This is a genomic window from Corallococcus sp. bb12-1, assembly GCF_026626765.1.
In the GTDB taxonomy this organism is placed as follows: domain Bacteria; phylum Myxococcota; class Myxococcia; order Myxococcales; family Myxococcaceae; genus Corallococcus; species Corallococcus terminator.
This window is the reverse complement of sequence record NZ_JAPNJZ010000001.1, coordinates 625108-646471: the sequence shown is the minus strand read 5'-3', so window position 1 is coordinate 646471 and position 21364 is coordinate 625108. Positions and strand designations below refer to the sequence as shown.

At 69.8% G+C, this 21364-nt stretch carries 16 protein-coding genes; 5 read left to right on the top strand and 11 right to left on the bottom strand.

The window, feature by feature from the left end:
• Positions 1-263 precede the first annotated feature (263 nt).
• The 3 genes from OV208_RS02665 (at position 264) to OV208_RS02655 (ending at position 5436) form a co-directional block, all read left to right on the top strand.
• Complete coding sequence (locus tag OV208_RS02665; protein ID WP_267572197.1) at positions 264-2537, top strand: family 2 encapsulin nanocompartment cargo protein terpene cyclase; 2274 nt, start codon at positions 264-266, stop codon at positions 2535-2537.
• A gap of 70 nt (positions 2538-2607) precedes the next feature.
• Positions 2608-4002 carry a family 2B encapsulin nanocompartment shell protein gene (locus OV208_RS02660; protein WP_267572196.1) on the top strand — a complete coding sequence of 465 codons (1395 nt, stop codon included), beginning with the start codon at positions 2608-2610 and terminating at the stop codon, positions 4000-4002.
• 36 nt (positions 4003-4038) lie between these two features.
• On the top strand, positions 4039-5436 hold the full coding sequence (locus tag OV208_RS02655; protein WP_267572195.1) for a family 2B encapsulin nanocompartment shell protein: 1398 nt from the start codon (positions 4039-4041) through the stop codon (positions 5434-5436).
• Between the two features lie 77 nt (positions 5437-5513).
• Here the strand turns inward: OV208_RS02655 and OV208_RS02650 are convergent, their stop codons facing one another.
• The 5 genes from OV208_RS02650 to OV208_RS02630 form a co-directional block, all read right to left on the bottom strand.
• On the bottom strand, positions 5514-7049 hold the full coding sequence (locus tag OV208_RS02650; RefSeq protein ID WP_267572194.1) for a hypothetical protein: 1536 nt from the start codon (positions 7047-7049) through the stop codon (positions 5514-5516).
• Positions 7050-7271: 222 nt separating this feature from the next.
• Positions 7272-8528 (bottom strand): hypothetical protein, encoded by a 1257-nt coding sequence (locus OV208_RS02645; RefSeq protein ID WP_267572193.1) that lies wholly within the window; start codon positions 8526-8528, stop codon positions 7272-7274.
• A complete protein-coding gene (locus OV208_RS02640; protein ID WP_267572192.1) occupies positions 8525-8836 on the bottom strand; it encodes a 4a-hydroxytetrahydrobiopterin dehydratase in 312 nt (103 codons plus the stop codon). Before OV208_RS02640 ends, OV208_RS02645 begins: the two co-directional genes overlap by 4 nt.
• 74 nt (positions 8837-8910) lie before the next feature.
• Positions 8911-10395, bottom strand: coding sequence for a glycerol kinase GlpK (gene glpK / locus OV208_RS02635; protein ID WP_267572191.1), 1485 nt, complete (start codon positions 10393-10395; stop codon positions 8911-8913).
• 214 nt (positions 10396-10609) lie between these two features.
• On the bottom strand, positions 10610-10846 hold the full coding sequence (locus tag OV208_RS02630; protein ID WP_267572190.1) for a hypothetical protein: 237 nt from the start codon (positions 10844-10846) through the stop codon (positions 10610-10612).
• A gap of 572 nt (positions 10847-11418) precedes the next feature.
• Between OV208_RS02630 and OV208_RS02625 the strand changes: the two genes are divergently transcribed.
• The gene (locus OV208_RS02625; RefSeq protein WP_267572189.1) at positions 11419-11835 is read left to right on the top strand and encodes a YybH family protein; all 417 of its coding nucleotides are present in this window, start codon (positions 11419-11421) and stop codon (positions 11833-11835) included.
• Here the strand turns inward: OV208_RS02625 and OV208_RS02620 are convergent.
• The 5 genes from OV208_RS02620 to OV208_RS02600 all read right to left on the bottom strand — a co-directional run bounded on the left by OV208_RS02620 (position 11805) and on the right by OV208_RS02600 (position 18228).
• Positions 11805-12359: a hypothetical protein gene (locus tag OV208_RS02620; RefSeq protein ID WP_267572188.1), complete on the bottom strand. Its 555-nt coding sequence runs from the start codon at positions 12357-12359 to the stop codon at positions 11805-11807. The genes OV208_RS02625 and OV208_RS02620 overlap by 31 nt on opposite strands.
• A gap of 287 nt (positions 12360-12646) precedes the next feature.
• Entirely contained in the window at positions 12647-13630 is a 984-nt protein-coding gene (locus OV208_RS02615; protein ID WP_267572187.1) for an SDR family NAD(P)-dependent oxidoreductase, read from the bottom strand.
• A gap of 126 nt (positions 13631-13756) precedes the next feature.
• Positions 13757-14959, bottom strand: coding sequence for a lipocalin-like domain-containing protein (locus OV208_RS02610; RefSeq protein ID WP_267572186.1), 1203 nt, complete (start codon positions 14957-14959; stop codon positions 13757-13759).
• 3 nt (positions 14960-14962) lie between these two features.
• Positions 14963-17503, bottom strand: a complete 2541-nt coding sequence (locus OV208_RS02605) for an FtsX-like permease family protein (protein WP_267572185.1) — start codon at positions 17501-17503, stop codon at positions 14963-14965.
• Positions 17500-18228, bottom strand: coding sequence for an ABC transporter ATP-binding protein (locus tag OV208_RS02600; RefSeq protein WP_267572184.1), 729 nt, complete (start codon positions 18226-18228; stop codon positions 17500-17502). Before OV208_RS02600 ends, OV208_RS02605 begins: the two co-directional genes overlap by 4 nt.
• A gap of 200 nt (positions 18229-18428) precedes the next feature.
• Between OV208_RS02600 and OV208_RS02595 the strand changes: the two genes are divergently transcribed.
• Positions 18429-20549, top strand: coding sequence for a hybrid sensor histidine kinase/response regulator (locus OV208_RS02595; RefSeq protein ID WP_267572183.1), 2121 nt, complete (start codon positions 18429-18431; stop codon positions 20547-20549).
• On the opposite strand, the gene OV208_RS02590 is transcribed toward OV208_RS02595, so the two are convergent.
• Complete coding sequence (locus OV208_RS02590; protein ID WP_267572801.1) at positions 20503-21324, bottom strand: alpha/beta hydrolase; 822 nt, start codon at positions 21322-21324, stop codon at positions 20503-20505. The two genes, OV208_RS02595 and OV208_RS02590, sit on opposite strands and share 47 nt — an antisense overlap.
• Positions 21325-21364: the final 40 nt, after the last annotated feature.

Below are 21364 nucleotides of genomic sequence, written 5' to 3'. Positions count from 1 at the left end.
ATCCTTTCGCGACGGGTCGGAACGTCCCGCCGGTGGATGCCTTTTGCCTGTCGTCCCGCGCGCACCGTGAGTGGCGGAAATGCCAATCTCCGCCGGGTTCCCGCCACCACGGAAACAAACCCATGACGGACGGTGGGTGAAGGACAACCCGGTCCGACATTCCTAATTCCCGAGATTATTCAAATTCTCCGGGGCACCACGTTTACCGTGGAGTCGGGTTACCAACATCACTACAAGGGCTGCGGTTCCAACGAGGGGTCATCATGTCCAAGGCGCGTCACAAGCAGCCGTTCGAGCTGCCCGATTTCTACGTTCCCTGGCCCGCGCGCCTGAACCCCCACCTCGAAGAGGCCCGCGTCCACACGAAGGCGTGGTCGTACGAGATGGGCATCCTGGGCCCGGCGAACGACGGAACGCAGCGCGAAGTCTGGAGCGAGCGTCGCTTCGACGGCATGGATTACGCGCTGCTCTGCGCGTACACGCACCCGGAAGCGCCGAGCGTCGAGCTGGACCTGATCACCGACTGGTACGTCTGGGTCTTCTACTTCGACGACCACTTCCTGGAGGTCTACAAGTATTCGCGCGACATCCAGGGCGGTCAGGCGTACCTGGACCGGCTGCCGCTGTTCATGCCGCTGGACCTGGCGCAGACGCCGCCGGAGCCCACCAACGCGGTGGAGCGCGGCCTGTGGAACCTGTGGCAGCGCACCGTGCCCTCCATGTCCATGGAGTGGCGCCGCCGCTTCTACGAGAACACCAAGCACCTGCTCGATGAATCGATGTGGGAGATCGAGAACATCAGCGAGGCGCGCGTCTCCAACCCCATCGAATACATCGAGATGCGCCGCAAGGTCGGTGGCGCTCCGTGGTCGTCGGACCTGGTGGAGCACGCTGTCGCGGAGATTCCGGCCCGTGTCGTCCAGAGCCGCCCGATGCGCGTCTTCAAGGACACGTTCTCCGACGCCGTCCACCTGCGCAACGACCTGTTCTCCTACGAGCGCGAAATCCTGGAGGAGGGCGAGCTCTCCAACGGCGTGCTGGTGGTGGAGAAGTTCCTCGAGTGTGACACGCAGCGCGCCGCGGACCTGGTCAACGACCTGCTGACGTCCCGGCTCCAGCAGTTCGAGAACACCGCCGCCACGGAGCTGCCCTGGCTCTTCGCGGAGTACGGCCTGAACCCGGCGGAGCAGGCGCAGGTGATGCTGTACCTGCGCGGCCTCCAGGACTGGCAGTCCGGCGGCCACGAGTGGCACATGCGCTCCAACCGCTACATGAACCAGACCGCCGGACGGGAGAACCGGGAGCTGTCCATCCCGCTGCCCACCGGCCTGGGCATGTCCGCCATCAAGCTGCCGCTGACGGCCGGCGCGCTGGGCCTGGGGCCTCGCGCCCGCAGCTTCAGCCACGTCCCCCGCCAGCACGTGGGCCCGGTGACGCTGCCGAAGTTCTACATGCCCTACAGCACCTACCTGAGCCCCCACCTGGAGCGCGCGCGGCGCAACTCCAAGGATTGGGCGCGCCGGATGGGCATGCTGGACGAGCTGCCCGGCGTGGGCCTCTACATCTGGGACGACCACAAGTTCGACGTCGCGGACGTGGCCCTCTGCGGCGCGCTCATCCACCCGGACGCGCTCCCCGAACAACTGGACCTGACGGCGTGCTGGCTGGTGTGGGGCACCTACGCGGACGACTACTTCCCCGCGCTCTATAGCTACACGCGCGACATGCCGGGCGCGAAGCTGTTCAACGCGCGCCTCACGCAGTTCATGCCGGATGACGTGGAGGCCGTGAACGCCGCGGTGCCCACCAACCCGGTGGAGGTGGGCCTGGCGGACCTGTGGAAGCGCACGGCCGGCCCGCTCTCCGCCTACGGCCGCAAGCTGTTCCGCAAGGCCATCCAGGACATGACGGAGAGCTGGGTCTGGGAGTTGAACAACCAGATCCTCAACCGCGTGCCGGACCCGGTGGACTACGTGGAGATGCGTCGCAAGACGTTCGGCTCCGACCTCACCATGAGCCTGTCGCGGCTGTCCAAGGGCGACGCCATCCCGGAGGCCGTCTTCAAGACGCGCACGCTGCGCGCGCTGGAGAACTCGGCCGCCGACTACGCCTGCTTCGTCAACGACATCTTCTCCTACCAGAAGGAGATTGAGTTCGAGGGCGAGCTGAACAACGGCGTGCTGGTGGTCCAGAAGTTCCTGGGCGTGGACAAGGACCAGGCCGTCCTCGTGCTGAACCACCTGATGACGGCTCGGATGAAGCAGTTCGAGCATCTGGTCGCCAAGGAGATCCCGGTGGTCATCCGCTCCTTCGACCTGGACACGGACGCGCAGGAGAAGCTGCACAAGTACGTGGAGCAGCTCCAGCAGTGGATGGCGGGCATCCCGATGTGGCACGCGGCGGTGGACCGCTACAAGGAATTCGAATTGCGAGACGCGGCCATGCCCAAGTTCAAGACCGGCAACATCGGCAGTCTTGGCGCGCTGGGCACGTCCGCGCTGCGAGTCGCGGAGTTGTTCAAGCGCGAGCGCCCCTGATTCTGGCTTTGGTAGTGAACAGGCTTTGATTCTTCAATTTCTGGCTTTTCAACCTAGGGAAAGGTGACCCATGTCGAACTCCAAGACGCACGATGAGAACTCGCTGAGCCTCGGGACCGCGGCGGCACGTCAGCTGGCGACGACCACCAAGTCCGAGCCGCAGATGCAGGGCATCTCCTCGCGGTGGCTGCTCAAGCTGCTGCCGTGGGTGCAGGTGTCCGGCGGTACGTACCGCGTCAACCGCCGCATGAGCTACGCCGTGGGCGACGGCCGCGTCACCTTCACCAGCACCGGCGCCAAGGTGCAGGTCATCCCGGCGGAGCTGGGCGAGCTGCCCCTGCTGCGCGGCTACGAGGACGCGGAAGTGCTTTCCGCCCTGGCCAACCGCTTCACGCAGAAGGAGTACAAGGCCGGTGAGGTCATCACCGAGGCCGGCAAGGAAGCCGACTCCATCGTCCTCATCGCGCACGGCAAGGTGAACCGCATTGGCGCCGGCAAGTACGGCGAGCCCACCGTGCTGGAGACGCTGGCCGACGGCGACCACTACAGCTACCAGGCGCTGCTGGAGTCGCAGGACTACTGGCAGTTCACGGTGAAGGCCGTGACGCCCGTCACCGTGCTCATCCTCCAGCAGTCCGCCTTCGAGGCGGTGGTGGCCCAGGCCCCGTCGCTCAACAAGCACATCGAGGAGTTCAAGGCCCGCTCCAAGAAGAAGCAGGACACGTCCGGCCAGGCCGCCATCGAGCTGGCCGCTGGCCACAAGGGCGAGCCCGTGCTGCCCGGCACCTACGTGGACTACGAGACGTCGCCCCGCGAGTTCGAGCTGAGCGTCGCGCAGACCGTGCTGCAGATCCACACGCGCGTCGCGGACCTCTTCAACGACCCCATGAACCAGACCCAGCAGCAGCTGCGTCTGACCGTGGAAGCCTTGAAGGAGCGCAAGGAGCACGAGCTCATCAACAACCGTGAGTTCGGCCTGCTGCACAACGCGGACTTGAAGCAGCGCATCCACACCCGCCGCGGCCCGCCGACGCCGGACGACATGGACGAGCTGCTGTCCACCGTGTGGAAGGAGCCGTCGTTCTTCCTGGCCCACCCGCGCGCCATCGCCGCGTTCGGCCAGGAGTGCAACCGCCAGGGCATCTACCCCACCAGCGTGGACTTCAACGGGAACATGATCCCCGCCTGGCGCGGCATCCCCATCGTCTCCTGCAACAAGATCCCCGTCACCGAGTCCCGCACCAGCTCCATCATGCTGATGCGCGCGGGTGAGAAGAACCAGGGCGTCGTCGGTCTGCACCAGGCCGGCATCCCGGACGAGATCGAGCCCAGCCTCAACGTCCGGTTCATGGGCATCAACGAGAAGGCCATCATGAACTACCTGGTCACCGCGTACTTCTCCGCGGCCGTCCTCACCCCGGACGCGCTGGGCATCCTGGAGAGCGTCGAAATCGGTCGCTCGTAGTTCCCGGTCCCCTACGCACCTTCCGGAGCTCTCTTCATGGCGAATCCCATCAACAACGGCGACACCGAGCACTCCAGCCTCAGTACGGCCGGTGCACGCCAGCTGGCGACGACCACCAAGTCCCAGCCGCAGATGCAGGGCATCTCCCCGCGGTGGCTGCTGCGCATGCTGCCCTGGGTGGCGACGAACGGCGTGTTCCGCGTCAACCGGCGCCTCACCTACTCCGTGGGCGACGACCGGCTGAACTTCACCAATGTCGGCACCAAGGTGGAGGTCATCCCGCAGGAGCTGCTCAAGCTGCCGCTCCTGCGCGGCTTCGACTCGGACGAGGAGGGCCTGACGGTCCGGGCGCTCGCGAGCCGTTTCGTGCAGAAGCAGTACAAGGCCGGTGACTCCATCGTGGAGGCGGGTCAGCCCGCCGAGCACGTGTTCCTCATCGCGCACGGCAAGGCGACGAAGCTGGGCACCGGCAAGTTCGGCGACCCCGTGGTGCTGGACACGCTCGCGGACGGCGACCACTTCGGCGATTCGGCCGTGGTGGAGTCCAACGACGTCTGGCCCTTCACGGTGAAGGCGAACACGGCCTGCACCGTGATGGCGCTGCCGCAGCAGGTGTTCGAGGACCTCATCAAGAACGCCCCCGCGCTGACCGCCCACGTGGCCCGGTACAAGGCGAACCTGAAGAAGCCCCAGGACAAGTCGGGTCAGGCCGCCATCCCGCTGAACGCCGGCCACCACGGCGAGCCGACGCTGGCGGGCGGGTTCGTGGACTACGAGCTGAAGCCCCGCGAGTACGAGCTGAGCCTCGCGCAGACCATCCTCCGCGTGCACACCCGCGTGGCGGACCTCTACAACGACCCGATGAACCAGACGGCCGAGCAGCTGCGGCTGACCCTGGAGGCGTTGAAGGAGCGCAAGGAGTACGAGCTCATCAACAACCCTGAGTTCGGGCTGCTGCACAACGCGGACCTGAAGCAGCGCATCAACACCCGGAGCGGGCCTCCGACGCCGGATGACATGGACGAGCTGCTGTCGCGCCGTCGCAAGTCACGCTTCTTCCTGGCCCACCCGCGCACCATCGCGGCCTTCGGCCGGGAGTGCAATCGCCGGGGCATCTACCCGACGGTCGTGGACGTGTCCGGCAGCAAGATGATGGCGTGGCGCGGCGTTCCCATCCTGCCGTGCGACAAGATCCCCGTCACCGAGTCGCGCACCAGCTCCATCCTCGTGCTGCGCACCGGCGCGGATGATCAGGGCGTCATCGGCCTGCACCCCGGAAAGCTTCCGGACGAAGTGGAGCCGGGCATCTCCGTGCGCCGCATGGACATCAACGACAAGGCCATCAGCGAGTACCTGGTGAGCACGTACTTCTCCGCCGCCCTCCTGGTCCCCGACGCGCTGGGTGTCCTGGAGAACGTCGAAATCGGCGGTTGATGTCTTGAATTGAAGACATGCGAACGGGCCCGGTGCATCCGCACCGGGCCCGTTTTCATTTCTTCCGCTGCCTGGCTTCAGTACTTCACGCGCAAGAGGAAGATGTCGCCGCGCAGGGGCTTGAGCTTGTCCACGCCGAAGTCGGTGACGCGGTCGGTATGGCCATACAGCACCGCGTCGCCGTCGGGCATCAGCACCACCGCGGGCACCGCCTCCACGCCATACAGCTCCCCGCGAGGCTCCGGCGTGACGCCCAGGAAGAGGCGGGAGACCAGGGCCTGCCCCGCCGCATCGAAGCGCTGGGTGAAGAGCTGCGCGGAGCCCAGGCCGTCCTGGCCGGTGGCGCCGTTCTCCAGCCACGAGTACGTGTAGCCTACCGCCAGCACCTCGCCGGAGGCCTGCATCGCGACGCCCTGCATCTGGGCATCCGGACCCATCTCCCTCGCCCAGCGTTCGGTGCCATCCGCGGCGGTGACGACGATGAAGGGGCTGGGGTTGGCCGCGCCCTTCAGCGGCGCGTTCGCCCAGGAGAAGCCGCCCTGGAAGTCACCGCCGGCCACCACGTCGCCCGTGGGGCCGCGGCTCACGTCCCGCGCGGAGCCCTTCACGCCCGGCCGGACCTTCACCCACCCGAGCGTCCCGTTCGCGCGGTACAGCGCCACGAACGGACTGCCCGACCCCGCCGCCTGCGTGGTGTGGGTGCCGAAGCGCACGGTGCCCTCGTACCGCCCCGCCACCGCGACGCTGCCGTCCTCTGACAGCGCCAGCGCCAGCGGCTGCGCGCCCGCGCCGTCGGACTCCGCCTGTCCCACGGCGAAGGCCCGCTCCGGGGTGCCGTCCAGCGCGAACACCGCCACGCCCGCGCTGGGGCCCTTCACGTCCGCGCCCAGGTCCACCGTGCCCGGCGCGGTATAGGCCACGTACAGCCGGCCCTGCGCATCCGCCGCCACGTCCGCCACCGTCAGGGCCGGCAATGCGTGGGCCCAGAGCGTGGCGCCTTCTCCGGACAGCCTCGCGACGAACGTGCCGTCGCCCAGCTTTCCCGTGCCCAGGTCGATGAGGCCCTGGTGGTTGCCGGCCACCAGCAGGCCGCCCGCGCCATCCGCCGCGATGCGGACCCGGACGTCGGCGCGCAGCGCCAGGGGCGCCGTGGCCACGCGGACGTCATAGGCCTGCGTCCACAGCGTCTGGCCCGCGCCCGAACGTCGGGTGAGCACCAGTTGGACGGAGTCGTCCGTGGGGGCCCGGGCGTCCAGGTCGTCGTAGTCGTGCACCGCCGCGCTGAAGAAGTCCCCGGATGCGTCCACCGCCAGGTCCAGCGCCAGGTCGTCCTGGGCGGAGCCTTCCTTGGCGAGCCACAGCGTGGCGCCCGACGCGGGCGGCACCTGCTCCGGCTCCTCGTCGGGAGGCGGTGTTTCGTTGGGGCCGGTGTCTGGCTCCGTTGGCGGTGTCTCCGGTTCGGTGGGGGGCGGTGGAACGTCGTTCGGCACCGCGGGCTGCCCCGCCGGGCACCCCGCCGCCGTGTCCTGGCAGTCCATCGGGTCGGACGGCTTCGTCCCGCCCCCGCAACCCCAGGCCCCTCCGACCACCCAACCCAGCACCGTCGCACTCACGACAGTCCTGCGCCACCCCCGCCCCAGATACATGGAATCCCCTCCGTGGATGGCAGGGTCCTCATGCTGTCGCACACCAGCAACGCCTGCCCTGGAGGCTGCTCGGTCGCCCGCTGGTGAACGCACCGCGCGTGGCGCGCGTGGGGCCTGTGGCGCCGTGGATGGGGACGCGAGCACCCTGGATGGGCCTCGCGTTTTCCCACCCGCCCCCAAAGCCAGACACTACCGCCAGAAGCCGACGGAGACGCCCCAGTTGGTGTAGCGGCTCGCCAGGTCGAACGACGCGGAGACCGACCAGTCCTCCCAGTAGCTCAGCACGAACAGCTCGAAGCCGCCGGTGAGGTGCGGCCGGAGGTTGCGGCCCGGGAAGGGGGACGCCTCCAGCCAGGTGCCCGCGCGCAGGCGCAGCCGGCCCGGGAAGGTGTCCCATTCGGCGCCCAGGCGCGGCTGGAAGGCGGTGGAGTCGCCCACGGACTGCGGCTCGTCCGAGGAGGCCAGCGAGCGCGCCGCCACCGCGTTGCTCACGCTGGAGATGAGGTCCACCTGCGCGGTGATGAGCCACCGGCCGGACGGGGCGTCCCGGGGGCCATCGTCCGGCACCGGCAGATCATCCCCTTCCACCAGGAGCTGCCGCCGCGCGGCCGGGGACAGCCGGTTGTAGCGGTGCGCGCCCTCGCCCAGCCGCCAACTGGCGCCAATGGACAGCACCGCGGGCGACACCACGGCCGAGTAGATCTGTCGCCCCGCGATGACCGCGCCCTGGCCCTCGTCGGGCCGCCAGCCGGCCACCACCTCCGGCCGTACCACCACGCCAATGCGGTAGGGCCGCCCGTGCGGGCGGAACAGCATGTCCACCGCTACCCCGGAGTCGCCGTAGCGCCAGGACTCGTTCCCCTCCTCGCTGAAGCTCGCCTCCGCGGAGAAGATGCCCATCGCCAGGATGAAGTCGTCCTGGCCGAAGGCGATGGAGCCCGCGAGCGCGGACTGGGAGAGGGAGGTGTTGAGCTTCTCACCCTGGCCCCGGCAGCCGGCGGTGATGCAGTAGCCGGCGGTGCTGTTGCGCCACAGGAAGCCGACGCCGAAGCGCTTGTATTGCAGCATCAGCGCGCCCAGCAGCTGGCGGCTGTTCACGGTTTCGTCGGCCCGGCCGTCGTTGTCCAGGTCCCGACGTTGGGTCCCGGTGAAGGGCAGGTCCAACGCGGACAGGGTGATGCCGATGTCCCAGTCGCGCTCCAGCGTGGGGCTGCGCTGCGCCAGGGCGGTGAGGTTGCTGGCGAAGCCGCCGGTGCCCTCCGCGATGCCCACGTACGCGCCGCCCATGCCCACCACGCGCGACGCGCCCAGGAGCGCGCCGGAGTTGAGGTACAGCCGCTCCGGGCGGGGCTCGGTGGGGACTTCATCCTGGGCGGGGGAGGCGGACGCGATGAGACACACCGCGCACGCCAGGGCCCACGCCGTGCCACGCAAGCCTTGAATCACCGATCGCCGGCCCCTTCGTCGAAGAGGCGGTCCGCCTCCGTGGCCAAATCGGTGTCGCGGAAGGTGATGCCGTTCGCGTCGTGGGTGACCAGCGCCAGCGTCACCTTGCGCCACCGGATGTCGATGTCCGGATGGTGGTTGGCGGCCTCCGCGGCCCTCGCCACCTTCTCCACGAAGGCGATGCCCTCCAGGAAGGAGGGCGCCTCATAGACGCGGCGGATCATCCCGCCCTCGTGCGTCCAGGCGGGATGTTTCGCGAGGAAGGTCTGGAGCGCATCCGGGGAGAGCAACGTGCGGTCGTAGGCCATGCTTCGCGTTCTACCCGCTCCCCCGTCCGATGGAAGCCCCCGCGCGTGCGGTGTCCGCTCTTCGGTGTGTCAACTCACGCGCGTGAAACCGCCTGCTTCCATTTTTCCAGGTGGCGCGCGCGCACCTCCGCCTTCATCTTCGGCTTGAAGGTGCGGTCCGCCTTCCACGCGCGGCGGATGTCGTCCGGGCTGGTCCACACCCCTGCGCCCAGGCCGCCCAGGAACGCCGCACCCAGGGCGGTGGTCTCCAGGTTGCGCGGACGCACCACCGGCACACCCAGCAGGTCGGCCTGGTACTGCATGAGCAGGTTGTTGGCCGCGGCGCCGCCGTCCGCCTTGAACGTGGGGATGTCGTGTCCGCTGTCGCGGCGCATCGCATCCGCCAGGTCATAGATTTGGAGCGCCACGCCCTCCAGGGTCGCGCGCGCCAGGTGGGCCACGGTGGTGGAGCGGTCGATGCCGGCGAACAGGCCGCGCGCCTCCGGGCGCCAGTGCGGCGCGCCCAGGCCCGCGAGCGCCGGGACGAAGACGACGTCGCCGGAGTCCTTCACGCTGGCGGCCAGGGCCTCCACGTCCGAAGCGCGCTTGATGACCTTGAGGCCGTCGCGCAGCCACTGCACGGCGGCGCCCGCGATGAAGGAGCTGCCCTCCAGCGCGTAGTGCGTGGTGTCCCCCAGCTTCCACGCCACGGTGGTGAGCAGCCCGGCCGTGGAGCGCACCGGCTGGGTGCCGGTGTTCATCAAGAGGAAGGCGCCGGTGCCGTAGGTGCACTTGGATTCACCGGGGTTGAAGCACGCCTGCCCGAAGAGGGCCGCCTGCTGGTCTCCCGCCATGCCCGCGACGAGCACGCCGTCCGGCAGGCTCTTCATGCCGCGCGTGGTGCCGTACACCTCCGCGTTGCCGCGGATCTCCGGAAGACATGCACGGGGAACGCCCAGCAGTGAACACAGCTCGTTGTCCCATTCGAGCGAGCGCAGGTCCATGAGCAGGGTGCGGCTGGCATTGGACACGTCGGTGACGTGGGCCACGCCGCCGGTGAGCTTGTAGACGAGCCACGAATCCATGGTGCCGAAGCACACGTCGCCCTTCTCGGCGCGCTTCTTCGCGCCCTTCAGGTGCTTGAAGAGCCAGGTGAGCTTGGTGCCGGAGAAGTACGGGTCCAGCACGAGGCCCGTCATCTCGCGCACGCGGGGCTCCACGCCCTGGCTCTTGAGCTCCTGGCAGATGTCCGCGGTGCGGCGGTCCTGCCAGACGATGGCGCGCGCCAGGGGTTCGCCGCCGTCGCGGGTCCACAGTCCCGTGGTCTCACGCTGGTTGGTGATGCCCACCACGGCGATGTCCTTGCCGGTGAGGCCCGCGTCCTTGAGCGCGCGCGCGATGCACCACTCGCTGGTGGACCAGATTTCGTTCAGGTCGTGCTCCACCCACGACGGCTTCGGGAAGTGCTGGGTCAGCTCCTTGTAGGAGCGCCCCACCACCTGGAGCTTCGTGTCGAGGATGGAGACGTGGGTTCCGGTGGTGCCCTGGTCGAGTGCCAGGACGTATTTCGCCTTCGCCATGGGTGCGAGTCCTCTTGCGCCGGCGGGAAGGGCCGGACATGGAACCCGACCCTACTCCAGGCGAGGGCGCTCGCACGGACGGCGCGTGCGGGATGTCAGGCACCGGGAGGAGGCCGTGGAACCCTCCCGTGCCCGAGGGGGCCGGCTGGGGGCGCGCCATCACAGGGGGGAAGTCCACGGTACTCCCCGGCGACACCCGCATCCGGCGTCCGGTTCAGTACCCGGTGACGCGCGAGCGGCTGTTGAAGAAGCGGCGCAGGCCGTAGGCGCCCAGGCCCGCGAGCAGCATCCGGCCGAAGGAGCCACCCGCGCCGGTGGACTGGCGTCCGCGGTAGCCATAGCCGCGCGGACGGCGTCCGTAGGAAGAGCGTCCCCGGTTCCAGCCGCCGCCGGTGAAGACGCTGCGGCGAGAGCCGCCCAGTGCGGCCAGCAGGTTCGATAACAGTGCCATGGTGTCGCTCCGTGGAAGGTGGTGGGTGGCAGGCACGCCCCGCGCGGGGGTAGGACCCGTCGGGAGCGCGTGTGCGTTCTAAAGTGGGCCCTGTACGCCAGGGTGACACCCCGTGGCGGGTGGGGGCGCCCATCGGCCGTGTCGCCGTCCGGAGGGCAGCCGGGCAGGCGCGGAGGGCTCCCCGTGGCGACGCGTTACGGGACCGCGTGGTGAACGGATGCATGTTCTTGAGGGCACGGCTGGTGACTGCCTGCCCATCGAACGCAGGGAGCGGCCGGGTCGGACGGGGGCCACCCGGTTCCATGCCATGAGGGGCGTCTCCAGATTGCGTTCCGGTGGGCGCCTCTTTCCGTGCTCCGGGCGCAATCACAATCAGCGGCTGCGGGCAGGGTGCCGCTGAAGGCCTTCTACCGAGGCCCCGCGCGCGCAGCAGGGAATGGGCGGCTCGGGGATGACGGAGCCGGTGAAGGAGTAGGTCGCATCGCAGGCAGGTGACATCATGCGTGGGGGTCCGTCATCCCTGTGGGGCGGACCTCCACGTTCTTTTGCGCGGGTACGACAGGGAGGGGCGCATGGCCTCGGTGGACACGGACAGGCAACAGCTCACGGCGTTGCTGGAGCAGTACCGGCGCGGCTTCGAATCGCTGGACGTCGCGAGGCTCCAGGCCCTCTGGGACCGGGAGTATCCGCAGCTGCTCTACGTGCCGCGGGAGCGGGCCCGTCCCATTCGGGGCTGGGTGGGCATCTCCCAGTACTACGACGCCCTGCGCACGCACCTGGAGCGGGGCTCGCGGATGTCATTGGAAGACATGGCGCTCGACGTGATGGGCGAGGTGGCCTTCGCCTTCTTCACGTATCACTTCGAGGGGGAGCGGGTGGACGGGGCGGGGCCGTTCACGAACGACGGCCGCGTGAGCTTCGTCTTCCACCGCAAGGCAGGGGAGTGGCGGGCCATTCACTACCACGAGTCCGCGCCGGGCTCCCGCTGAGCCGGACGGTCGTCCAGTTTCGTGGCGACCACGTTGGACGCGGACTCCAGGCGGCTTCGCGTTGGAGCGCACGCCGGTCCAATCCAACTCAACGTGAAGGTCTGGAGCGTCTCCAGGCCCGCCGCATTCGTCACGCGCACGTGCACGACAGGCGTCTTCTGCGCGTCCACGCACGCGGGTGCGGTCCAGCGGGCCTCGCTGCCATCCGCGAGCGCGGTGGGCTTCCCCAGCGTGCCCACCGTGGCTTCCCAGACGTAGCGCAGGGTCGTGTCCTCCGGATCCATGGCCCGGACGTTGACGCGCGCTGAATGGCCCGGACCGATGTTTCGAGCGGTCTGGAAGGCGCTGGTGATGCGGGGCGCGACATTGGGTGACACCGGCGCCCCCACAGGGATGCCCGGTTCCGCATTCCCGTCCACGGACGACGGCCGCACCTGCTGGCCGGAGATGGCGAAGTGGGTGGTCCTCGGGGCGGAGGGCGCGACGTCGCGCTGACAACCCGCCAGCGCGAACACTGCGGACACGGCGGCCATCAACGGCGCCCAGTGAGGAGGCGCCGCCCGGTGAAGCATGGGAGCGGACATGGGAGGGGAGGGGTGAAGGGGGCGGACCGGCAACGACGTGCGCCAACCCGTTCTGGGTAGCACCCAATGCCAGTCGCGCCAATTTCCTGACTCCACGTGAAAAGCAACCCGGGGAGTGGGTCTGTCCCGACGGAGGCGATGTTCGACACTCCCGGGTTCGGGTCAACCCATGACAGCCACTGACACGAGCTGGCGGGGCTGACGACAGACATCCGGGCCGTGGGGATTCAGCCCTGGGGCACGAGCCGCTTCTCCCTCAGGAACGCCACTGTGAGGGCCACGCCGTGTTCGAGCGGGGTGGGGCGGAAGTCCAGCTCGCGCTGTGCCCTGGCCGAGTTCACGTTGGCCTCCCAGCGCATGAAGGAGAGTTGTCCGGGCGCGACGAGCGGCGTGAAGGGGAACACGCGGGCGAGCGGCGCGGAGGCACGGGCCAGGGCCTCCATCAGGAAGACGGGCGCGGTGGCGGGAGGCTTTCCCGCGCCAGCGGCCTTGTGGATGGCGAGCGCCAGGTCCGCGTTGCTCATGTACTGGTCGGAGACTAGGTAGCGCTCCCCGTTGACGCCGCGTTCGGCGGCGGCGAGTTGCGCGTCGGTGAGGCCGTCCACGTAGACGCAGGACATGCCGCCCGGAGGCAGCAGCGGGGCCTTCTTGTTGAGGAGCTGGATGAAGAAGGAGTTGAGGCCCACGTGCACGGGGCTGGGGCCGTAGACGGCGGCCGGGTTGACGTAGACGACGTCCAGACCCTGCTGGCGGATGGCTTCGACGGCCCGCTCGGCGTCCTGCTTGGAGCGCTCGTAGACGGTGGGCTTGGGGTGCGGGTCGATGTTGGCTTCGACGAGCTCCCCGCCCCGGGGCGCGGCGAAGACATCCATGGTGGAGGTGTAGACGACGCGGCGCACCTTCGCGGCGTGCGCGGCGGACAGGACGTTCACGCTGCCCTGTCGGTTCACGCGGTCGAAGATGGAATCGTCGCGGTGCCATTGTTCCGGCATGCCCGCGGCGTGGAAGACGAGGTCCACACCCTGCATCGCGGCCGGCAGCGACGCGGGGGCGGTGATGTCGCCCTGGATGCACTGCACGGAGGGTGGCAGCAGGGGCGCGGCCTTGCTGACATCCCGCACCAGAGCGCGGACGGAGTCCCCACGCTTCGCGAGCCGATGGGCGATGGCATTGCCGATGAGGCCGGTGGCACCAGTGACGAGGACGTTCATGGTGTGCAACCTAGCCCAGGTGCCACGTCACCTGCGTTGGACGCCTTGCCTCGAATGTCCTGCACGGAGAGTGGGGCCGCTCTGGAGCACGGCCTCCTGGCTTAACTGGCGCTGTCGCTGCGGGGGCTACGGCGTGCGGCTGCGGGTCGTCGGGTCCTCGCGCCGCGCGGCATCCGCGTACCCGGTCAGCTCCACGTAGCCGCGTCCCTGCACGGGCTTGCCCTCACGCGTGCCCTCCAGCGACACCGTGCCCTCCCAGTAGCGCACGCTCACCGGCAGCTCCTGGTCCGCGAGCTTCGGCGTCACGGTGAGGTCCAATGACAGCTTGGGCACCTGGACGCGCCAGCGTGACGGGTACTTCGTCCCGCGCGGACTCTTCCAGGTGTCCAGCACCTCCAGCTTCACGTCCTCGCGGGTCAGGTGCACGGCGTCCCCGGTGGGCGGATTCCAGGTGCCCGCGCTGAAGGGGTCCGCACTGCCGTCCTTGTTCCGGAGCTGGTAGTTCATCAGCTCGCTGCCGTCGGAGAGCTGGAGCGCGAACCAATCCCAGCCCACCAGTCCAGGCCCGAGCGCGCTGGTGCTCCACTCGCGGTCCATCCAGCTCTCGCCCTTCACGGACACCGTCTGCCCATCCACGGACACCGTGCCCCGCGAGGGCATGCGCGTCAGGGAGTAGTAATAGGACGCGTTGCCCTTCTCCTGGCTCTTCTGGCTCAGCCCCCGGTCGCCCTGGAGCACCGGCGGTTTGCCTTCGTCCATCACCAGGTCCAGCGTCACGCCGTCGCCCTGGGCGCGCAGGTGCATGGGCCAGGTGCCCGCAGCGCCTTCGCTCCGGACGTCCCAGTCCTCCAGCCAGACATGGAAGGGGGACCCCTCCGAGCCCGCCAGTCCCACGGCCGCGCGGCTGAAGCGCTCGGTGACGTGGAAGCGTCCGGCGCTCACGTCCGTCACCGTGAAGTGCCCCATGAAGACCTGCCGCGTGCCCCAGGCCGAGCCCCGGCCGGGCTGCTCCGGCGACAGCGCGCTGCGGAACAGCGTGAACTGGTAGCCGAAGGCCCGCCCGTCCTCCGTCTCCAGATTGCCCGTCCAGTACCACCACTCGGTGCGGAAGTCCGGGTGGGGGCCGTGGTCCTCCGGGAAGTGGAAGGGGCGGGGCTCGACGGCGCGCGCATAGCCCTCCAGGCTGCCCTCTCCTCCCAGCGCTCCCGCGACCGTCATCGTGCCGGAGCGCTGCTGGCCCGCTTCCTCCGTGTCCCGCATCACCACGCCCACCGTCACGCCCAGCGCGGCCAGCACCAACACCACCCCGATGACGAGTCCGCGGCCCATGTCTCACTCCTCCCGCAACGCCATCGCCGGGTTCGCGCGCGCCATCCGCCACGCCGGGTACAGTCCCGCGAGCGCCGCCGCCACCAATGACAGCAACATCGCCTGTCCCACCACGCCGGGTGACACCACCAACTGCAACGTCCACCCGAACGAGCGCTGGTTGATGACGTGCACCAGCACGTACGCCAGGGCCAGCCCCAGTGGGATGGAGAAGAGCCCCGCGAGCAATCCCAGCAGGCCCGTCTGCAACGACACCATGCCCCACAGTTGTCCCGGCGTGAGCCCCGTCGCTCGCAGGACCGCGAACTCGCGCGCCCGTTCCAGTTGCAGGGACATCAGCGCGCTCAACACGCCCACGAACGCGACGCCAATGGCCAGCAGGCGCAGCACCTGCGTGATGGTGAAGGTTCGGTCGAACACCTCCAGCGACGCCTGCCGCAGGGCCTTGTTCGCGCGCACGTTCAAGGCCTGCTCACCGCCCGCGCGGTCGCGCACCCGGGACACCAGCTCATCCACGTCCTGCCCCGGCGCAGCAATCAGAGACAGACCGCTCACGCTCCGGTCGTCATACCAGTGCTCATACGTCGGGCGCGGCATCATCACGGTCCCCACGTCGGAGCCGTAGTCGAAGTACACGCCCGCCACCCGGAAGTCGTGGGGCCCCTTGTCCGTGGACACGCGCAAGGTGTCGCCCGCGTGCACGCCGCGATGGAAGGCGAAGGGCTCCGACACGAGCACCGCGTCCCGGGACGCGTCCACCTGCCGCCACACGTCCTCCGCGCGCCCCTCCTTGAAGCGATAGGACCGCTCGTGTCCCTTCGCGAAGTCGATGGCCAGCAGGTCCGTCTCCACGTCATCGATGCGCACGTGCACCACACGGATGGAGCCGCTCGCCTCGACCCCGGGCGTGGAGCGCAGCTTCTCCGCGAGCCCCGGCACCAGCGCGGAGTCTCCCCGCCGTGCCACCAGCGACGGCGGGGACACGAACACGTCCGCCTGCAACGCGGACTCCAGCCACGCCACCACCGTGCCCCGGAAGCTGGACACCATCAGGCCCACGCCCACCGTCGTCGCCACCGCGATCATCAATGCGGCCAAGGCCACCGCCGTGCGCGACAGGCTCGCCGTCACGCCCCGCGCCGCCATGCGCCCCAGCGGACCGAACAGCGCGCCCAGGGGCCGCGCCGCCGCGGACGTCAGCTTCTCCGTCACCCAGGGCACCAGCAGCGCGGTGCCCATCATCACGCCGAACAGTCCCGCATACGCCGGCGGCAGGGCCTGCGTCGGCCACGCGAGCATGCCGATGGAGACGGCGAGGATGCCCAATCCCAGCAACGCGCGCTGGGGGGCCTTGCGGTGGGACGCGTCCTCCTCCGATGAACGCCGCAGCGCCGTCACCGGCGTCGCGCGCGCTGCCTCCCACGCAGGCACCAGCGCCGCCAGCACCGTGGCGCCCAGGCCCAATCCCAATCCCTTGAACAACGTGAACGGCTCCAGGGACAGTCGGCGCACGTTCACCACGAAGTACAAATCATTGATGGTGCGCGTGATGAGGCCCACGAGCCCGCTGGCCATCAGGATGCCCAGCAGCAGGCCCGCCGTGGTGCCCACGATGCCGAGCATCAGCGCCTCGCCCAGCACCAGCGCGAACAGCTCTCCGCGCGTCACGCCCACCGCGCGCAGCCGGCCCAGCATCCCTCTCCGCTGCACCACCGAGAACGTCATCGTGTTGTAGATGAGGAACATCCCCACCACGAGCGCCAGCAGCGACAGCGCGGTGAGGTTGGTGCGGAACGCCCGCGTCATCTGCTCCACCGTGCCCGCGCGTCCCGATGTCTGTATCAGCTCCGCACCCTGGGGCAGCGCGGCCCTCAGTCTTGCGGCCTCCGCTTCGCCCCCCTTCAGGCGCAGGTCCACGCGCGTGAGCCGGCCCGTCTGGCCCAGCACCTCCTGCGCGGTGGAGAGGTCGCAAATCAGCAGCGACTCCAGCGCACGCTCCGTCGTCTCCTGCGTGGGGGACAGCAGGGCGGACACGCGCAGCTCCCTGCGCAGCCCCGTCACCGTCACGGGCAGCGTGTCTCCCACCTTCACGCCCAGCACCCGCGCCGTCTTCGCGCCCATCACCACCGTGCCGGACTGCGTGAGCAGTGCGCCCACGTCCCCCACCGCGTTGCCCGTGGAGAAGTCGCGGAAGGGCGCCTCCGCGAACGGATCCAATCCCAGCAGCGTGAGCGTGCGGTGGTTGCCCCCTTCCACCTGCACGAAGCCCTGCACCACGGGCGCCGCTTCCGGTGCGTCCGGGCGCAGCTTCAGCGCCGTATAGACGGCCTCCGGCAGTCCGGACGTGCCGCCCACGATTTGATGCGTGGCCTTGCCGGCGACGACGTCCGTGGACTGTTCGAAGGCGCGCAGCGCGCTGCCACTCGCCAGGTCGATGGACACCACCACCGCCACGCCCATCGCGATGCCCAGCAGCGACAGCGCCGTGAGCCACGGGTGCCCGCCCAGATGGCGCAGGCTGGAGCGCGCGAGCAGGGCCTTCATGACATCCCCTTGTTGCGCGCGCCGCCGGGCCGCTCCACCAGCCGTCCGCCTTCCATCGTCAGGACGCGGTCGGCGCGGGCCGCCATGCCGGGCTCGTGCGTGACGATGAGCGCGCACGCATCACCCTGCCGTGTGAGCCCTTCCAGCAGGTCCAGCACGTGCTTGCCGGTCTCCTCGTCCAGGTTGCCCGTGGGCTCGTCCGCCAGGAGCAGTGGTGGCGCGTGGGCCAGGGCCCGGGCCACCGCCACGCGCTGTTGCTCGCCGCCGGACAGCCGGTCCGGGAAGCTCTTCGCCCGGCCCTCCAGTCCCACGCGCTTGAGCAATTCGTGCGCCCGCGCACCGGCCTCCGCGCCCGTGCGCCCGAGCAGCTCCAGGGGCAGCCGCACGTTCTCCTCCACCGTCAGCGTGGGCAGCAGGTTGAAGGCCTGGAAGATGAAGCCCACGCGCTCGCGGCGCAGCAGCGTGCGCTCCTTCTCCTTCATGCGTCCCAGGTCGCGGCCCTCCACCAGGATTTCGCCCTGCGTCGCCTGGTCGATGCCGCTGATGAGGTTGAGCAGCGTGGACTTGCCGGAGCCGCTGCGGCCCAGCAGCACCACGAACTCGCCCCGGTGCAGGGTGAGCGACGTGCCGGACAGCACCTCGCGCACGGAGTCTCCCTCCGCGTAGGACTTGGTGACGGCGCGCAGTTCAACGAGAGGCCGCGAATCAGAGGAAGGGGAGTGCATGCCTGTCCTCCGACATAACCGATGCCCGGCTTCCGGGCGGTTTCCCCGGGGGGATGGGGCGGATGCCCTCTACTGGACGTCAGCAGTGGGAGGGGACGCCCCACGCGGTCCATCCGCTCCTGCCCCGGGTGGCATTTCGTGCCATGCTGTGATGCCTGACGTTGGAGGATGTCCGCGCCAGGGAAGGCAGGGGGCAGCCCGTGAATGAAGCCCAGGCCGTCTGGGTGCCCGCGCCCGGTGGCGGTGCGCCTCCACGACTCCAGGAGCTGCTCGAGCAGCTCCCGGCCTTCTTCGGCCTCTATCGGGGTCCGGGCCACCTCATCGAGTTCAGCACGGCCACGCGCCTGACGCTGCTCGACACGCGCGGGCAGGTGGGCGTTCCTTTGCGTCAGGCCTGTCCCCAGTTGGACAGTCCCGCCTGGCATGATGCCTGGGACCGCGTCTTCACCACCGGGCAGTCCCTGCACCTGCGCGAGACCTCCTCCCGCTCCCACCCTTCCGACGACGAGCTCTTCTTCAACCTCTCCCTGCTGCCGCGCCGCGACGCGCAGGGACAGGTGGAGGGCGTGCTCGCCTTCGCGGTGGACGTGACGGAGCTGGTGAAGACCCGCCGCGCCGCGTGGACCACCGCGTCCTGGCGCACCGAACGCCTGCAGGCGATGACGGCCGCGCTCTCCGAAGCGCTCACCCCCGCGCAGGTGGTGGAGGTGGCCGCGCGCGAAGGCGCCATCGCGCTGGGGGCCCTCACCGGCCTCGTGGTGGTGCCCACGTCGGAGTCCGCGGATGTCTTCGAACGCGTCGCCGCGCATGGCTTCTCCCCGGGGGACCTGGAGGACTGGCAGCGCTTCGACGTCTCCGCCACCTGTCCCCTCACGGACGTGACGCGCACCCGCGAGCCTCGCGCGATGGGCTCCTGGACGGAGTGCATGGCGCGCTACCCTCGGCTGGCGAGCCTACCCCGGACGCTGGCGCTTTCGGCGTGGGCTTCGGTGCCGCTGGTGAGCGGAGGCCGGGTGCTCGGCGCGCTGGGCCTGGGCTTCGGCGACGCGCGCGACTTCGACGAGGCGGAGCAGGCCTTCCTGATGACGGTGGGCCGTCAGTGCGCGCAGGCGCTGGACCGAGCGCGGCTCTATGACGAGGAGCGCGCGGCCCGGGGCGCCGCCGAGGCCGCCAGCCGCGCGAAGGATGCGTTCCTGGCCATGGTGTCCCATGAGCTGCGCACGCCGCTCACGTCCATCCTCGGTTGGTCGCAGATGTTGCGGCAGGGTCTGCTGGGCGAGGACAAACGTCAGCGCGCCGTGCAGGCCATCGAACGCAACGCCCGCGCGCAGCGTCAGCTCATCGAGGACCTGCTGGACATGAGCCGCATCGCCAACGGACGGCTGCGCCTGGAGCCCGTGCCGCTGGAGCTGGGGCGCGTGGTGGAGGCGGCGCTGGACGCGGTGCGGCCCACGGCGCTCGCGCGCGAGCTGGAGCTGGACATCGTCGTGGACGCGGACGGCGTGCCGCTGTTCGGCGACCCGGACCGGTTGCAGCAGGTGGTGTGGAACCTGCTCGCCAATGCCATCAAGTTCACCCCGCCCGGAGGCCGCGTGTCGGTGTCCGCGCGCACGCGCGACGAGGGCGCGGAGCTGGTGGTGAAGGACGATGGCGAGGGCATCCCCACCGACTTCGTGCCCTTCCTCTTCCAGCGCTTCCATCAGGCGGACACCAGCGTCAGCCGCCAGCACGGAGGCCTGGGCCTGGGGCTGTCCATCGTCCGCCACCTGGTGGAGCTGCACGGAGGCACCGTGTCCGCGGCCAGTGAAGGTCTCGGCCGGGGCTCCACCTTCACCGTCTTCCTGCCCCGCTCCCGTGTGGGCTCCACCCCGGGCGCGACGCGCGAGCCTCGGCCCGTGGAGGGCCTGTCGCTGCCGCGCTTCCCGGAGCTGGAGGGCCAGCGCGTGCTGGTGGTGGACGGAGCGCCGGACGCGCGCGAATGGATGTCCGTGCTGCTCACCCGCGTGGGCGCCCACGTCCTCACCGCCACCAACGTCACCGACGCGATGGATGAGGTGCGCAGGTCGCCGCCCACCGTGCTGGTGACGGACGTGACGTTGTCCGGCGAGGATGGTTATTCGCTCCTGTACCGGCTGCGCGCGCTGCCCTGGGAGTCTGGGGGCGGGGTGCCCGCGCTGGCCGTGACCGCCGCCGCCCGCCGGGAGGACCGCGACCGGGCCCTGCGCGCGGGCTTCAGCGCCTTCGTCACCAAGCCGCTGGACGCGGTGGAGCTGCTCACGGCGGTGGCGCGCCTTGCGCCTCCCATCCCGCCTCGCCCCTGAAGTCGCCAGGTTCGCGCCACCGTTCGAGGAAGTCGCCCACCTCCGCGGCGAGCAGCGGCCCGGACACGTCGCGCGGGATGATGTGGAAGCCCTCCCGGAAGCTCACCAGCCGCACCGCCGGGGACGACGTCAACCGCCGCACCAGGAAGCGTCCGCCCTCCGGATCCACCACGTGGTCCTGTTCGGCGGTCGCCACCAGCACCGGACAGCGCACCCGGGGCGCGTCCATCACCGCCAGGTCCTGGAGCATGCACAGGTCTCTCAATCGGGCCACCGGGAAGGCCGCCAGCACGGGCGCCTGGGACAGCGTCAGCGGATCCGAGATGTCCGTGCCGCCCTTGTCCACCCACGGCGTCGTCCATTGGAGGAGGGGCGTGCGCACCAACTGACGCACCAGCGCCATGCGCGGTCCCCGGAAGCGCACCGCGGGCGCCACCAGCGCCAGCCCATGCACCTGGTCCGGATGCTTCGCGGCCAGCCGCAGCGCGAGCAGGGCCCCCATGGACAGTCCCGCCACGAAGACGCGGCGGTGGCCCTGGAGGGAGGCCAGCGCTTCCTCCGCGGCGTCCTGCCAGTCGTGGTGGTCCACGTCCAACAGGGCCTCCGGCGTGGTGCCGTGGCCCGGAAGCCGGGGCGCCACGACGCGCATCCCGCGCGCGGCCAGGGCTTCACCCAGGGGGCGTACCTCCCACGGGCTGCCGGTGAAACCGTGGAGGAGCAGGCAGGCGTCCGGGCCTCGTCCCAGCGCGAAGGCCGCCGTGGAGTCCCCGTCGATGTCCCGCCAGCGCGTGCTCACCCGGTGGACACTGGCCATG